The organism is Streptomyces sp. NPDC048664, from assembly GCF_040650555.1.
Classification (GTDB): Bacteria; Actinomycetota; Actinomycetes; order Streptomycetales; family Streptomycetaceae; genus Streptomyces.
This window is the reverse complement of record NZ_JBEZHK010000004.1, coordinates 220,849-235,571: the sequence shown is the minus strand read 5'-3', so window position 1 is coordinate 235,571 and position 14,723 is coordinate 220,849. Positions and strand designations below refer to the sequence as shown.

Below are 14,723 nucleotides of genomic sequence, written 5' to 3'. Positions count from 1 at the left end.
GACCGCCATGCCCCGTGATCTTGTCCTGGTCGTCGTCCCGCCGAACTCCAACACCGTCATCACCGGCCGACTGCTGACCGTCACCCGCCCCGAGGAGCACTCCGACTGGTCGGACTTCCTGTGCCTGGGCGCACTGTCCCTCGTCTCCTCGCTGGCGACGAACCCCGCCCTGGAGCCGGTCTACGTCGACGGCACGATCACCCCGCTGGACGACGTCCTGGAGTGCATCACCGCCCACGCTGACCGGATTCTGGCGGTCTGCCTGGGCATGCTGACCGCGAACTACGAGGCCGGTGTCCTGATCGCCCGACACGCCAAGGACACCGACGCCCGGATCACCACCGTCGCGGGCAACGACCACTTCAGCTCCCTGCCCACGGTGTGCATGAACGCGTCCCCCAGCCTGGACTACGGCTTCATCGGCAACGAGGTCGTGGGGCCCTTCAGCGACCTGATCGGCGCCCTGCGGGCCGCGGCGCCGATCGACCCGACGGCGTTCCCCGGTCTGGTGTACCGCGCCGACGGCCTCGTCCACACCACCCCTACGCGGGCCGAGCCGGTGTTCTCCGGCTACGACTACACCCTGGTGGACCGGGTCTTCCCCCAGACGCCGCTGTACACCAGGCAGTTCGGCCACCGGATCGCCCCGCGGATCCACGAACTGCTCGGACGCACCGTCACGGCCGGCATGCCGGTCGACATCGGCCGCGGCTGCGTGAAGTTCGCCGCCGACGACGCCTGCTCCTTCTGCTCGATCCACCCCGGGCAGCTGTGGCGCAACCAGCTCACCCCTGCCCAGGCGTGGGCCGCCATCGAGGCCGCCTGGAACGCCGGCTACGACTACCACTACCTGACCGCCGACGAACTGCCCCTGACGTTCGCCCAACTGCTGACCGGCATGGCCGCGGACACCCCCGACTGGTGGTCCGCCCTCAACGAGAACGAGCGGCCCCTCCTGGTCGGGTACGGCCGCGCCGACGGCATCGCCGACCCCCGCAAGACCGCGCTGCTCACCTCCCTCGGAGTGCGCCAGATCATGATCGGCATGGACGCCGGCGCCGCGACATCCCTCGCCGCGATGAACAAGCCGGTCGGCGGCCGCCGCCGCAACGTCCTCGCGGAGGCCGAGAAGCTGTACGAACTCAACTCGCAGGCGATCACGGTCGCCCGCGACCACGGCATGCTGATCCGCGCGGGTTTCGTCGTCGGCCACATCGGCATGACCCGGGCCCTGCTGACCGAGAACCTCGAGCGGATCCTGGCCCTGATCACCGAAGGCGGCAAGCACGGCGTGTTCTCGGCGATCGACGCGGAGGTGCTCTCCCCGCAGCCCGGCGCCCGCGACTACACCTACCTCACCACCCCCGACGCCGCCCGGCAGGCTGCCGCGAAGCTCGGCCTCACGGTTGCCGACGACGCCACCCTCGCTGCCGTCTCTGCCCGCTGGGCGCACCAGGACGTGGTGATGCCGGAGGACGCGATGCGGGACTACACCCTCGCGTTGATGCCCGAGATCACCTTCGACGACCTCGCCCAGGCCCGTGCCACTATCCGCTCCCACGCCAAGGCGTGCGGCGTGGTCATCGGCGAATGAACCCGACCGCCCCCGCCGGGAAGGACACGTCGTGCACCTGACCCCCGCCGAGCAGGGCCGGCTGCTGCTGTACACGGCCACCCTGCTGGCCCGCGAGCGCCACCAGCGCGGCGTGAGACTCAACGTGCCCGAGGCGACCGCGCTCATCGCCCACGCCGCGTGCGAGGCCGCCCGGGACGGCGGCCGGCTCGAGGACGCGGTCGCCGCCGGGCGCGCGGCCCTCACCGCCGCGGACGTGCTGCCCGAGGTGCCGGGCATCCTGACCGAGATCCAGGTCGAGGCCGTCTTCGCCGACGGCTCCAAACTCATCGTCATCACCCACCCCCTCGGGCCGCCCGCCAACCCGGCCGATGCCCCCGGCGCCGTCCTACCCGCCGACCAGCCGCCGCCCGAGCTGGCCGACATCATGCGGGTCAAGGTCACCAACACCGCCGGCGTGCCGGTCACCGTCACCTCGCACTTCCACTTCTTCGAGGCCAACCGCGCCCTGGCCTTCGACCGCCGCGCCGCCTACGGCCGCCACCTCGCCCTGCCCGTCGGCGCCAGCACCCGCTTCGAAGCCGGCACCACCCAGGAGGTCGAGCTGACCCCGATCGGCGGCGCCCGAGTCGTCATCGGCTTCGCCGGTCTGGTCGACGGCCCGCTGGACGCCCCCGGCGCACGCGAGTCCGCGCTCACCCGCGCCCACGTCGCCGGCTACCTCGACACCGGCCCCACCACCGACCAGGAAGGCGACCTGTGAGCAGCCACCTCACCTACGCACAGCAGCACGGCCCCACCACCGGCGACCGCGTCCGCCTGGCCGACACTGGCCTGACTCTGCGCGTCGAAGCCGACGCCCAACGCTCGGGCGACGAGTTCCTGACCGGCTACGCCAAGACCGGCCGCGACGGCATCCACTACCAGGCCCGCCTCACCGACCGGACCTGCGATCTGATCGTCAGCAACGTCCTGCTCGTCGACCCCGTCCTCGGCATCCGCAAGGCCTCGATCGGCATCAAGGACGGACGCATCGCCGCCGTCGGCCGCGCCGGCAACCCCGACACCCTGGAGGGCGTCGACGTCCTCGCGGGCACCGGCACCACCGTCATCCCCGGCGAAGGCCTCATCGCCACCCCCGGCATCGTCGACACTCACGTCCACCTCTGCTCCCCGGGCATCATGGGCGCCGCCCTCGCCTCCGGGGTCACCACGATCGTCTCCCAGAACTTCGGCCCGACCTGGGGCTGCGGCGTCACCAGCCCCGCCGAACTGCGCCACGCTCTGCGTGCCTTCGACGCCTTCCCGGTCAACATCGCCATGCTGGCCCGTGGCTCCTCCTCCCACCCGGACCCGCTGCTGCGCGCCCTGGAGCAGGGCGGCGCCTCCGGGTTCAAGGTCCACGAGGACATGGGCGCCCACGCCCGCGCCCTGGACACCGCCCTGACCGTCGCCGACGACCACGACGTCCAGGTCGCGCTGCACAGCGACACCCTCAACGAGGCCATGTTCGTCCAGGACACCCTCGCGGTCATCGGCGGCCGCACCCTGCACGCCTTCCACGTCGAGGGCTGCGGCGGCGGCCACGCCCCGAACGTCCTGCAGCTGGCCGGCCTGGCGAACATCATCGGGTCCTCCACCAACCCGAGCCTGCCCTACACCCGCGACACCGCCGCCGAGCACCTGAACATGATCGCCACCGTCCACCGGCTCGACCCGGACGACCCCGACTGCCGGCGGATGGCCCACGACCGGATCCGCACCGGCACGCTCGGCGCCGAGGACGTCCTCCATGACCTCGGGGTCATCCCCATCACCTCCTCCGACTCCCAGGCCATGGGACGCATCGGGGAGACCGTCCGCCGCACCTTCGCCATCGCCGCCAAGATGCGCGCCCTGGACCCCGAGCCGGGCGGTGACGACAACGAACGCGTCCTGCGCTACATCGCCAAGCTCACCATCAACCCGGCCATTGCCCACGGCATGTCCCACGAGGTCGGCGCGCTCACCCCCGGCCGCCTCGCGGACATCGTGCTGTGGAACCCCGCCTACTTCGGTGCCAAGCCGCAGCTCGTCCTCAAGGCCGGCTACCCCGCCTGGGGCGTCACCGGCGACCCCAACGCCTCCACCGAGACGAGCCAGCCCCTCGTCCTGGGACCGCAGGTCGGCGCGTACGGTGCGACCGCAGCCGACCTGTCTGTCGCCTTCGTCAGCCGGTCCGCGCACGACAGCGGCACCGACACCCTGCCGACCCAGCGCCGCCGGGTCGCCGTCCGCGGCACCCGCACGATCGGCCTGGCCGACATGAACCGCAACGACCGACTCAGTGACGTCCGCGTCCACCCGGGCACCGGACGGGTCACCCTCGACGGCGATCCCATCAACTCCCCGCCCGCCCAGGCCACCGCTCTCAGCCAGCTCTACTTCCTGTAACCCAGGCCCGAGACACCCAGGAGCGCCCGTATGTCCCCCACCAGCCCGGCCCGCGACCTCCTCGACCGCGGCCAAGCGACGATCCCCCTGCCCGCTGCAGACGCCGAGGTCCTCGCGGAGCTGCGCACCCACGCAGCGCGGTTCTTCGCCCAGGACGAGGAGACCAAGCTCCGGCACGGCAGCAGCGACTTCAACTTCGGCTACCGGCCCTACGGGCGCCAGTACTCCGTCAGCCCTGAACGGCCCGACATGAACAGCTCGTTCACCTACTGGGCGAACGACCCGGCCAGGGTCCCCGGGCACGAGGCCGACACCGTCGCACCGTTCCTCAAGGCCCTGGCCGGGTACTGGCGGGTCGCCTCCAACGCTGCCGACCAGGTGCTGGCCGGCCTGGCGGCCCACTACGGTTACCGCGACGACCTGCAGTTCCGCACCTCGTCCTACCTGGAGATCAACTGGTACCTCCGCGAACCCGAGCGAGACCTCCTTCAGGACCGCCACGAGGACGGTCACCTGTTCACCCTCGCCACCTCCGACGGCCCCGGGCTGGAGATCGAGACCGACGGAGAGATGAAGCAGGCGACCGTCGGAGACGGCCGCCTGCTCGTCATGCCCGGCAGCGTGCTCACCGCGATGACCGCCGGCCACATCCCGCCGCTCTACCACCAGGTCCGCAACCACCAGCTGGAGCGGCGCATCACCACACTCTTCCTGGTCAACCCCAGGCTGGACCGGAACATCGCCCCCTACGCCACGGCAGGGGGCGAAGCTGTGGACGTCGCGGCACTGGCACGGACCAGCGGCTCGATGTTCGGGCTGCCCCCGGCACCGGTCCTGGCCCCGCCCACCGTCTGAAGCGCGACAGGGCCGGCTCAGGCCAGAGCGTCCTCGAACACCGACCGGTTCGATGCGGTGAACGCGAACTCGCGGCGGCTCCACTCGATCCGGGAGGCCAGCACTTCGGGCTCGGCGGGCGCGGTGTCGGGAGAGGCCATCAGCTCCGCCCAGAACCGGGCGTTGCGTGCCTGCCGCTCGAGGATGGCGTCGACCACCGCACCGCGCTCCGGCCCCTGAATGCCGTAGGCGTCGGCGAGGATCTTCACCTGCTCCGCCTGCCGCTCCACCGGCACGGTGCACTTGGACGCGATGCACCACGTCCACGCGGCATAGCCGAGGTCCTCCAGGGGCGAGCCGGGCGCCGCGGTGTCGAAGTCGATCCACGCGGTGGGCAGCCCATCGACGAATACGGCATTGTTCGGGGCGGCATCGTGATGACACACCACGGGCGAGCGGCCGGCCAGCTCGCTGCCACGAGTGGCGTCGTGCATGGCCCTCAGCAGCGCTCCGGCCGCCGCCACCTGATCGTCCTCCCACACCTGGAAACGCGCCGGAACCTCACCGGGGAGAAAACTCAGAATATCCATCCCGTCGGCCTGTCCGAGATATTTCGGAGCGCCGTCGAATCCTTGCTGTTCGAAAACCTTCAGAAGAGTGGCGACGAATTCCGAGGAATCCGATACTGGCCTGCGCACGGAATCATCGACCTTAACGACGCCGTCGGTCATCCTTCCGCCGGAAAGCGGGACCGCACCACCAGGCGCATCAGTCATTTAAGCCGCTCCCATACCTAGATCCCGAATCGGCCCATGGGTCTACAAGCAGCACATATCTACGCTAGGACACCAGGGCTCGCCTTGCGACCCAAGCGATGTTATACGAGCCACGCTGCGCAGCGGTCCCGGGATGCCCAACTCGCCTTGTCGCGTGTAGAGTCCGGCATTCTCAAGATCGAATTTAATGTATCCGGCGTCGCAATTGATCAAAGCGCACCGGTGTGGCCTGCGGCGATGCTGAGAGCGGATGTGGGCGAGACGGCGTTCGCACCGTGGGCCGCGTAGCGAACGTCACCCGAACGGATGACGAGGCGTCGACGCGCGGCTGCGCCCGCGATCCGGTGGATCGCGGGCGCAGCCGCGCGGGCCTGGTTAGGCGAGCAGGTTGGAGCGGAGGGCGTCCAGGTCGGCCTCCGTGATCCCGTGGGGTGCCAGGTAGGCGGGGATGGAGCCGAACCCGGTCAGAATCGTGTCCATCGCTGAGGCCAGCAGGGCCTCGCTGACCGGGTGCGAGTAGCGGGTTACCCCCGCCTCGTCCAGGAAGGACGTCGGTCCAGCCGTCAGTTCCAGCTCGACGTTGGACCGCACATAGTCCCCGACGACCTGGTCCCACGGGGCCCCCAGTAGCGACTGGACCACGGCCACCGCGAGACCTGTGCGGTCCTTGCCCACGGCGCACTGCACGACTGCCGGCAGCGCGGTCGGCTCGGCCAGCCGCTTGACCAGCGCCGCGATCGCCGCAGCCCCGTAGGTGGCCATGAAGGGGTACAGGGCGGCCGGGTCCACGGGCCACGGCTTGCCGTCGAAGCCCGTGAAGTCGGTGAAGCCCATCGCCTTCAGGGCATCCAAATCAGGCAAGGCCGGAATTGGAACCCATTCGATGTCGAGCCCGTGCGTCTGTCCGGGCCAGACGTCGCTTTCGACGCCGCTGCGCAGGTCGATCACCGTGCGAATGCCCAGTTCTCTTAGGCGTCGGGCCCCAACGTCGGTCAGCCGGTTCAGAGAACCGGATCGGTAGAGGATCCCGGATCGCATAGGGGAAATGCATGCGTCCCGGAAGTTGCGCACGTTCGGTACGTCCGGCAGGTGGTTCCGTGCCGGACGAAGGTGACTGGCCGACCTTGTTCCACTGTCAGGCTTTGTCATGGGAAAAGAGTAGGGCCCGAGCGGCCTTTTCATTCCCCTATTGCAGGAAAATAACTCTAATTGCTTGGTGTGGCTGAAAGATGTCGTCCGCATCCCGGATGAGGGTTCGATGTGGCCGGCTGATCGGCACAGTCAGCGCCTGGTGTACGTGATCTCTGATGATTGGCCGGACGGCTCGCCTACGGCGTGTCGTCGGCCAGCGGTTGGCCGCAGTCGGCGACGGGAACAGCCGCCACTCGCGACTCGGCTATCAGGACGATCCGGCCGATGGTGTTCGAGAGGTTCGCTCTCGACACGGCTCTTCAAGGCTGTCAGCTGGCTCAGTTCCTGGTGCCGCAGCCCCGTCTCAGTCGGGTGCCGGGGCAGGGGCGAGGGTGATGTGCATCCACGGCGCGGCGTGCTCACGGAAGGAGTGGCCCAGTGGTTCGATGCCGTTCTGGTCGGCAAGGCTGAACCCGGTGACCATGACCATGTCGGAGTCATCGGCGATGGACACGAGCTGCGATCCGCAGTCGGGGCAGAAGCCTCGGCGTAGGGTCGGGTAGGTCGCATACCACTTCGGCTCGCCCCCGGGTCCGGTCCAGATCAGGGAGTCCAGGGGGAAGCCCACCCATAGCACCGCAGGCCCGCCGGAGATCCGCGTTTCATGGACACATGAACACAATTCCCTGTCAAGTCCATGTGTTCAGCTCTTTTGTTCCTCTGTGCGGTGGCGTGCAGTGGCAGCCGTCAAAGGGGTGAGATGGCCGCCTTACGGGCCGGCCCCATGAGGAAGGCCGTGCCTCGTTCACCGGAGCGAGTAGGCCGCTTCGATGAGCTGAACCCGCGCGTCGTCGCCGGGTTGGAGCCGGGCACGAGGGCGGGTTCGTCTATGCCAGCAGGAGGATGCGGCGGTTGTCAGAGCTGTGGGGGGCGGCGGCGTACTGCGCTTATTGCTGTCCACGGTGCGATGAGCGCGGCGGCCGCGGAGACGGTGGCCAGGAGAAGGAAGAGCCGTCCGTAGCCGCCGAGGGGCACGGCCAGGGCGGCGCCGACGAACGGCGCAAGGGCCGCCGCGGTGGTTGCCGGCGCCGCCAGGAGTCCGGAGAGGCGGCCGTATTGGGTGGTGCCCCATCGGTCGGTGATGGCGGTGGCCTGGAGCAGGGTGAGGTTGCCGCGGACCATGCCGGCTACGACCGAGACGGCGATGAGCAGGGCGTACGGGCCGGGGACCGCGGCGAAGGCGGCGGTGGTCAGTCCACCGAGGGCGATGAGGATCGTTGTGCGGGCCGTGGCGGTGGTGCGACGGGCGAGCGCGGCGTACAGGGTACGGCCGAGGGTCTGTCCTGCGCCGCCGATGCCGAGAGCCCAGGCGGCCTGGCTGGTGGTGTACCCGCGTTCCAGGAGGAGCGGGACGAGGGCGACGACAACGGCGTACATCACGAAGCCCGACAGGGTGAAGGCGGCGGCCAACAGGAGGAACGGTCGGCTGCGCCCGACCTCGGCAGCACCTGCGGCCGCGTGCGCAGGGCTCGTTGGGGCATCGGGCCAGGGAGCGCGCAGTGCCAGGGCGTGAGCGGGGATGGTGACGGCCGCGAGGATGCCGGCGAGCACCAAGTAGGTGTGGCGCCAGGACAGATCGTCGGCGAGGGCCGCAGTCAGGGGTGCGAAGACGGTGGAGGCGAGCCCTCCGGCGAGGGTGACGACGGTCAGGGCCCGCACATGGTCGGGGCCCCACCAACGGGTGAGAGCGGCGAACGCGGGCTGGTAGAAGGTGGCCGCCATCGCGAGCCCGGCCAGCGCCCAACCGGTGATGAAGACCGGTAGGTTGGGGGCCGCGGCCACGACCACCACGCTGATCACGCCGAGCGCAGAACCGGCGGTCATGACGGCACGCGGGCCGCGCCGGTCGAGGATGTGCCCGACGCGGATCCCGGCGATAGCGGAGACGACGAGCCCGAGCGAGAATGCCGCGGTGGTCGCCCCGACCGGCCAGCCGGTTGCGGCGGTGATCTGCGGGTTGAGGACAGGAAAGGCGTAGTAGACGATGCCCCAGCTGGTGATCTGGGTGGCGCAGAGGGCGGGCAGGGCGGCGCGGGGCCGCGACCGGTCCCCTGTTCCGGTCGCGGCCCCGCTGCCCCTGGTGGTGAGGTCGGTCATGAGCCGCAGCAGCCGCCGGCCGGGGCCTGCTTGGCAGCTGTCCCGACTGTGGGGGCGCCGAGCTGGACGAGTTGCGGCGCGGGCGTGCAGCAGCCGCCGTCCGCCTCCTGGGTGTCGGGGGCATCGAAGAGGCCGGCGCCGCCGCAGACTCCGGTCTCGGGCAGGGTGACTTCGACGCGGTCGGCCGCGTCGAGGTCGCCGACGATGGCGGCGGCCACTGAGCGGGCCTGCTCGTAGCCGGTCATGGCGAGGAAGGTCGGGGCGCGGCCGTAGGACTTCATCCCGATCAGGTACACGCCCTGTTCGGGGTGGGAGAGCTCGCGGTGGCCGTGGGGGTAAACGGTGCCGCAGGAATGCTGGTTGGGGTCGATCAGCGGAGCCAGATCGACCGGTGCCTGGAGACGCTCATCGAGGGCCAGGCGCAGCTCGCTGAGGAAGGACAGGTCGGGGCGGAAACCGGTCAACACGATCACCTCGTCGACCGCGTCCAGGCGGCGCCCGTCCTCGCCGACCAGGACCGGGCGGCCGTCGGCGGCGCGTTCGATTGCTTCGGTGCGGAAGCCGGTGACCGCGTCCGCGTGGCCCTCGTCGACAGCGGCCTTCGCCGCCAGGCCCAGAGCGCCGCGCGCCGGGAGCTGGTCGGCTTCTCCGCCGCCGAAGGTGGAGCCGGAGATGCCCCGGCGCAGGATCCACACGCCCTTCGTGTGCGCGCCGTCGTCGGACTTGGCCAGGTCGGCGATGTGGGCAAGGGCGGTGAAGGCGGAGGCACCGGAACCGATCACGGCGGTGCGCTTGCCCGCGTACCGGGCGCGGACCGCCGGGTCCTTGAGGTCTGGGACGCGGTAGGTGATCCGGTCCGCGGTGGCTTTCTCACCGAGGGCGGGGAGGCCGCTGCCGCCGGCCGGGGACGGCGTGGCCCAGGTACCGGAGGCGTCGATGACGGAGCGGGCGAAGACCCGCTCCTCGCGGCTGTCGGCGTGGGTGACGTGCACGACGAACGGCTGCTGCTCCCGGTCGGCATCCACGATGCGGTCCCGGCCGGCCCGGGAGACGCCGGTGACCCGCGCGCCGTAGCGGACGCGGTCACCGAGGACGTCGGCGAGCGGCTGCAGGTAGAGGTCGGTCCAGTCGCCGCCGGAGGGGTAGGTGGCCGCATCGGGGCGTGTCCAGCCGGTGGGGGCGAGGAGCTTCTCGGCGGCCGGGTCGACGAGCTCGCCCCAGGTGGAGAACAGGCGCACGTGCGCCCACTCGCGCACCGCGGCGCCGGCGCTCTGGCCGGCTTCCAGCACCAGGGGCTCGATGCCCTGGTCGACCAGGTGGGCGGCGGCGGCCAGGCCGGTCGGTCCGGCTCCGATCACGACGGCGGGCAGCTCGGTGGTGGCGGGCGCGTTCACGACGACTCCTTGCGTGTTTCGACACCTGTCGATGGGTTGCGCAGCCAGCATGGCACCTGCTTCGATAAGCGTCAACATAGACATTCGTCGAAACGAGGGGTCCATGGAGCACGTCGACGCAGTGGTGATCGGAGGCGGCCAGTCCGGGCTGGCCGCGGCGGGAGCCTTGCGCGAGCAGGGCCTCAGCCCGGTGGTACTGGATGCATCGAATGGGCCGGGCGGGTCGTGGCCGCACTACTACGACAGCCTCACGCTGTTCTCGCCTGCCCGGTTCAGCGCCCTTCCGGGACTGGCGCTGGGTGGGGACCCGGACCGCTATCCGCACCGGGATGAGGTCGTCGACTATCTCGCCCGCTACGCGCAGCGCCTGGACGTCGAGATCCGCACCCGCACCCGGGTCGAGGCCGTCGAGTCCGCCAGCGACGGCTTCGTGATCCGAACCGCCGGTGGCCGCAGCCTCACCACTGCCGGGATCGTCGCGGCCACCGGCGCCTTCGCCAACCCGCTGCGGCCCGACCTGCCGGGACAGGAGGGCTTCGGCGGTGAGGTGCTGCACGTGGCCGACTACCGCAGCCCCAAACCGTACGCGGGCAAGCGGATCGTGGTCGTGGGCGGCGGGAACTCCGCCGTCCAGGTCGGCTATGAACTCGCCGAGGTCGCGCATGTGACGCTCGCCAGCCGCCACCCGATCCGGTTCCTGCCTCAACTGCGCGACGGCAAGGACATCCACCATTGGCTGACCAGCACGGGTTTTGACCATCTGCCGCCTGAATGGCTCATCCACTTCGTCGGCGGCACCCTCGTCATGGACGCCGGCCAGTACCAGGACGCCCTGGCTACCGGCCGCCTGGAGCGAAGGGCGATGTTCACCGCGCTCGACGGCGACACCATCGTGCGGGCCGACGGCAGGCGGGAAACCGTCGACGTGGTGCTGCTCGCGACCGGATACCGGCCCAGCCTCGACTACCTCGCGCCCCTCGGCGCACTCACCCCGGACGGCATGCCCCTGCACAGCGGCGGCCTGTCCACCACCCACCCCGGCCTGGTCTACCTCGGCCTTGAGTTCCAGCGATCCTTCGCCTCCAACACGCTGCGCGGCGTGGCCCGGGATGCCGCCTACGTGATCCCGCCGCTGGCCGCCCACGTCCGCAGGGCACCGGCAGCCGCCGGACTCTGAACAGCCTCGGCGGTGTACCCGACTTCCGGGCACCCCTCTCTTTGATTCGATGTGTGCCAACATAGATACATGTCGAATGCCGAGGTGCTGTCGCTGACCGAGCCCCACATTCAGGACGTCGTGCCGTGCTGCCCGCCGCTGACCGAACGACCGATGAACGCCGAAGAGGCCGAGCGTGCCGCGCGGATGTTCAAGGCGCTCGGTGACCCGGTGCGCCTGCGGCTGTTCTCCGCGGTGGCCTCGCACGAGAGCGGCGAGGCGTGCGTGTGCGACATCTCCGATGTCGGCGTCTCCCAGCCCACGGTGTCCCACCACCTGAAGAAGCTGAAGGAGGCGGGGCTGCTCACCTCCGAACGGCGCGGCACCTGGGTCTACTACCGCGTCGAGCCGTCGGTGCTGGCGGCGATGGGCAAGCTTCTCACCACCACGCCGGCTGCGGCCTGACTGACCGGACAAGGGTAGGGAAAGCCGTGGGCAGCAGGGCATCGAGCGCGATGATCAGGCCACTCGTGCCGGAGCACGCCGAGCAGGTGCTGGCGATCTACCAAAGTGGGATCGACGAGGGGAACGCTACCTTCGAGACCGTCGCACCAGCCTGGGAGTCGTTCGATAAGGCGAAGCTGGCCGAGCACCGCTTCGCCGCCGTCGACGAGGACGGCACGGTGCTCGGCTGGGTGGCCGCGATCCGAGTCTCCGAGCGGGGCGCGTATGCGGGCGTGGTCGAGCACTCCGTCTACGTCGCCCCCGCCGCCCGTGGCCGTGGCGTCGCGGAATCACTACTGAAGGCGCTGATCGGCTCCACGGTGGCAGCGGGGATCTGGACCATCCAGTCCGGGATCTTCCCGGAGAACACCGCCAGCCTCGCCCTCCACGAACGGGCCGGCTTCCGGGTCATCGGCACCCGACAGCGCATCGGCCGCCACCACGGCGTCCGGCGCGACGTGGTCCTCGTCGAGCGCCGCAGTCCTGTGATCGGCTGAGACTCAGCCCCATGCACAGGCCGGCCCCTGCCGCCGGCCAACGCCGCCCGGGCAGCGAGGAGCGCTCCGCCGGGGAGAACAGGTGCAGCGAGTCCCACATGTACTACAGGCCCCGCCCGGTTCCGTATCTGCGTCGATCACGAAGTCGAAATTCTGGAGGCGCAGGTGGTAGCCGATGCGGTAGATGCCCTGTCCGGGGTAGGCGAGCTAGCGGTGGCCTTACGGGGAGACGGTGTCGCGTGAGTGCTGACCGGGGTCGATCAACGGTGCCAGTCCGGCCGGCGGGGCCCCGGGTCTCTCAATCGTCCTCATTTTCCGCGAGACGGAGTGGAGCCCCGAAGGCCACCACCGCACAGTCGGCCGTGGGCGCGGCCCGGTCGTCGAGCGAAGCCCAACCACGTCTGACCTGTCGCACGACGCCCGGGAGCGTCGTGCGATGGACAATTGCAGGAGGTCAGCTCCGTTCGGGCGTGGCGGGAACGCTCTGCGCTGGTGCCGGGCGGTGCATGGCTTGCGACCGGTGGGTACCCTCGCTGCAGGTGGCGCACAGGATGCGCCGAGTCTGCCCCCGGGCGGGACCGACAAGACCGGATGGGTGCCCGGGGATGCGGACGGGGTGGGCATGCTCTTGACACAGGGCGGCGCCACAGTTCTGACAGATGGCTGCGGCCGGGTTGGGTTGGCCGGCTTGTGTGCAGTCGAAGCAGTGCACGGTCGTGTCCTTTCGCTGGGTGGAATCTGAGGGTCAGGTGCCGAGGATGGTGAGCCATCCGGCGAGTGCGGCCAGGGTCACAAGGAGGACGGGAACGGTGAGGACGATGCCGGTACGGAAGTAGCGGCCCCAGCCGATGTGCATGCCCTTACGGTCGAGCACGTGCAGCCACAGCAGAGTGGCGAGGCTGCCGATCGGAGTGATCTTCGGGCCGAGATCGGAGCCGATGACGTTGGCGTACACCATGGCCTCGTGGGTGAGACCATGGGCGCCGGCGGCGCTGATTGCCAGGGCCGCGATGAGCACGGTGGGCATGTTGTTCATCAGCGAGGCGACGATCGCGACGACGACGCCGGTGCCGACCGCGGCGGTCAGCACGCCGTGGTCGCCGAAGAAGGCGAACAGCCGAGCCAGCTCGTCAGTGAGCCCCTGGTTCCGCAGACCGTAGACGACCAGGTACATGCCGATGCTGAACAGCACGATCTGCCATGGTGCCTCTTTGATGACCTTGCCGACCTGGATGTGCCGGAAGACTTGCCCACCGCCCGCACGGGCGTCGCGTGCTGCCTCTTCGGCGGCGTCCGCGGTGTTGCGCTCGTCGCCGACCGGGTGGCGCAACAGCGCGGCATTGTGCCCTGTTCCTGCCATGGCGGGCGCAGGAGGGGCAGCTGCGCCAGTGAAGAGGGCGGCGGGCTTGCGGGCTGCGACGACGATGAGCAGGAGGGCGCCGACCCCGGCGACGGCGGAGAGAGGTACGCCCAGGGGATCGGCGAGGAAGTAGCCGACCAGCAGCAGGGCCAGTACCGCCCAGCCCGCGCGGAAGGTCAACGGGTCGCTGATCGCCGTGGCGGGGCGCCGCAGCGCGGTGACCTCGTACCGCCGGGGAATGGCCCGGCGGAAGTAGAGCATCAGGACAGCGAGACTGGCCAGCACGGAGACCATCCCGACGGGCACCATCACGGCGGCGTAGCGGGAGAAGCCGATGTCGAAGTAGTCGGCGGTGACGATATTGACCAGGTTGGACACGATCAGAGGGAGGCTGGCGGTGTCCGCGATGAATCCGGTGGCCATGACGAACGCCAGCGCGGCCTTCGCCGGGAACTTCAACGCCAGCATGATCTGAATGACGATAGGGGTGAGGATCAGTGCCGCCCCGTCGTTGGCGAACAGTGCCGCGATCACGGCGCCGAGGAGCACGATGAGCACGAACAAGGTGCGCCCACGGCCCCGCCCCCACCGGGCGACGTGCAAGGCGGCCCACTCGAAGAATCCGCTCTCGTCCAGCAGCAGCGAGATGATGATGATCGCGACGAAGGTGAGGGTGGCGTTCCAGACGATGTCCACCACGGTGGGCACGTCGGAGAAGTGAACGACGGTGGTGGCCAGCGCCACGACCGCGCCGCCCAGGGCACTCCAGCCGATGCCCAGGCCCTTGGGCTGCCAGATCACCAGCGTCAGGGTGGCAACAAAGATCAGGATGGCGACAAGCAACACGATGTTTTCGCTCTCCCTCAGCGGTAGGGGGCCTGTGGGCCGAGCCGGAGGCCGGCCCACAG

The 14,723-nt window shown here is 69.9% G+C and carries 14 protein-coding genes and 1 pseudogene; 7 read left to right on the top strand and 8 right to left on the bottom strand.

The genetic code is table 11. From position 1 onward, the window contains the following. Positions 1-7: 7 nt before the first annotated feature. From AB0C59_RS06580 to AB0C59_RS06565, 4 genes are read left to right on the top strand one after another with little or no spacing between them, the layout of a single operon-like run. Positions 8-1,594 carry a hypothetical protein gene (locus AB0C59_RS06580; RefSeq protein ID WP_355273115.1) on the top strand — a complete coding sequence of 529 codons (1,587 nt, stop codon included), beginning with the start codon at positions 8-10 and terminating at the stop codon, positions 1,592-1,594. Positions 1,595-1,625: 31 nt separating this feature from the next. Then, entirely contained in the window at positions 1,626-2,336 is a 711-nt protein-coding gene (ureA, locus tag AB0C59_RS06575) for an urease subunit gamma (protein ID WP_355273118.1), read from the top strand. Further along, entirely contained in the window at positions 2,333-4,006 is a 1,674-nt protein-coding gene (locus AB0C59_RS06570; RefSeq protein ID WP_355273121.1) for an urease subunit alpha, read from the top strand. Before ureA ends, AB0C59_RS06570 begins: the two co-directional genes overlap by 4 nt. 30 nt (positions 4,007-4,036) lie before the next feature. After that, complete coding sequence (locus AB0C59_RS06565) at positions 4,037-4,861, top strand: hypothetical protein (protein ID WP_355273124.1); 825 nt, start codon at positions 4,037-4,039, stop codon at positions 4,859-4,861. A gap of 17 nt (positions 4,862-4,878) precedes the next feature. Here AB0C59_RS06565 and AB0C59_RS06560 read toward each other — a convergent pair whose 3' ends face one another. The 5 genes from AB0C59_RS06560 to AB0C59_RS06540 all read right to left on the bottom strand — a co-directional run bounded on the left by AB0C59_RS06560 (position 4,879) and on the right by AB0C59_RS06540 (position 10,298). Next, positions 4,879-5,616, bottom strand: a complete 738-nt coding sequence (locus AB0C59_RS06560) for an aminoglycoside phosphotransferase family protein (protein ID WP_363001390.1) — start codon at positions 5,614-5,616, stop codon at positions 4,879-4,881. Positions 5,617-5,991: 375 nt separating this feature from the next. After that, on the bottom strand, positions 5,992-6,765 hold the full coding sequence (locus AB0C59_RS06555) for a tyrosine-protein phosphatase (RefSeq protein WP_363001388.1): 774 nt from the start codon (positions 6,763-6,765) through the stop codon (positions 5,992-5,994). 346 nt (positions 6,766-7,111) lie between these two features. Next, positions 7,112-7,429 carry a GFA family protein gene (locus tag AB0C59_RS06550; RefSeq protein ID WP_363001387.1) on the bottom strand — a complete coding sequence of 106 codons (318 nt, stop codon included), beginning with the start codon at positions 7,427-7,429 and terminating at the stop codon, positions 7,112-7,114. 233 nt (positions 7,430-7,662) lie between these two features. Next, complete coding sequence (locus tag AB0C59_RS06545) at positions 7,663-8,904, bottom strand: MFS transporter (protein ID WP_359654028.1); 1,242 nt, start codon at positions 8,902-8,904, stop codon at positions 7,663-7,665. After that, positions 8,901-10,298 (bottom strand): NAD(P)-binding domain-containing protein, encoded by a 1,398-nt coding sequence (locus AB0C59_RS06540; RefSeq protein ID WP_356583787.1) that lies wholly within the window; start codon positions 10,296-10,298, stop codon positions 8,901-8,903. Before AB0C59_RS06540 ends, AB0C59_RS06545 begins: the two co-directional genes overlap by 4 nt. Positions 10,299-10,401: 103 nt before the next feature. Here AB0C59_RS06540 and AB0C59_RS06535 point away from each other — a divergent pair, with 103 nt between their 5' ends. From AB0C59_RS06535 to AB0C59_RS06525, 3 genes are all read left to right on the top strand, one after another. Continuing rightward, a complete protein-coding gene (locus AB0C59_RS06535; protein WP_356583786.1) occupies positions 10,402-11,475 on the top strand; it encodes an FAD-dependent oxidoreductase in 1,074 nt (357 codons plus the stop codon). Positions 11,476-11,544: 69 nt separating this feature from the next. Then, positions 11,545-11,919, top strand: a complete 375-nt coding sequence (locus AB0C59_RS06530) for a metalloregulator ArsR/SmtB family transcription factor (RefSeq protein WP_356583785.1) — start codon at positions 11,545-11,547, stop codon at positions 11,917-11,919. Between the two features lie 50 nt (positions 11,920-11,969). Beyond that, positions 11,970-12,455 carry an N-acetyltransferase family protein gene (locus AB0C59_RS06525; protein ID WP_356583784.1) on the top strand — a complete coding sequence of 162 codons (486 nt, stop codon included), beginning with the start codon at positions 11,970-11,972 and terminating at the stop codon, positions 12,453-12,455. Between the two features lie 34 nt (positions 12,456-12,489). Here AB0C59_RS06525 and AB0C59_RS06520 read toward each other — a convergent pair. The 3 genes and pseudogenes from AB0C59_RS06520 to AB0C59_RS06510 all read right to left on the bottom strand — a co-directional run. Beyond that, positions 12,490-12,641: pseudogene (locus AB0C59_RS06520) on the bottom strand (pyridine nucleotide-disulfide oxidoreductase); the annotation flags it as partial. Positions 12,642-12,909: 268 nt separating this feature from the next. Next, positions 12,910-13,167 carry a DUF2180 family protein gene (locus AB0C59_RS06515; protein WP_356583783.1) on the bottom strand — a complete coding sequence of 86 codons (258 nt, stop codon included), beginning with the start codon at positions 13,165-13,167 and terminating at the stop codon, positions 12,910-12,912. A 33-nt stretch (positions 13,168-13,200) separates the two neighbouring features. Further along, on the bottom strand, positions 13,201-14,658 hold the full coding sequence (locus AB0C59_RS06510) for an arsenic transporter (RefSeq protein ID WP_356583789.1): 1,458 nt from the start codon (positions 14,656-14,658) through the stop codon (positions 13,201-13,203). Between the last annotated feature and the right edge of the window lie 65 nt (positions 14,659-14,723).

Bases quoted from the DNA above. Each gene is read 5' to 3' on its own strand.
- AB0C59_RS06580 (WP_355273115.1), top strand. From the start codon at position 8: ATGCCCCGTGATCTTGTCCTGGTCGTCGTCCCGCCGAACTCCAACACC.
- AB0C59_RS06565 (WP_355273124.1), top strand. From the start codon at position 4,037: ATGTCCCCCACCAGCCCGGCCCGCGACCTCCTCGACCGCGGCCAAGCG.
- AB0C59_RS06560 (WP_363001390.1), bottom strand. From the start codon at position 5,616: ATGACTGATGCGCCTGGTGGTGCGGTCCCGCTTTCCGGCGGAAGGATG.
- AB0C59_RS06555 (WP_363001388.1), bottom strand. From the start codon at position 6,765: ATGACAAAGCCTGACAGTGGAACAAGGTCGGCCAGTCACCTTCGTCCG.
- AB0C59_RS06545 (WP_359654028.1), bottom strand. From the start codon at position 8,904: ATGACCGACCTCACCACCAGGGGCAGCGGGGCCGCGACCGGAACAGGG.
- AB0C59_RS06535 (WP_356583786.1), top strand. From the start codon at position 10,402: ATGGAGCACGTCGACGCAGTGGTGATCGGAGGCGGCCAGTCCGGGCTG.
- AB0C59_RS06530 (WP_356583785.1), top strand. From the start codon at position 11,545: ATGTCGAATGCCGAGGTGCTGTCGCTGACCGAGCCCCACATTCAGGAC.
- AB0C59_RS06525 (WP_356583784.1), top strand. From the start codon at position 11,970: ATGATCAGGCCACTCGTGCCGGAGCACGCCGAGCAGGTGCTGGCGATC.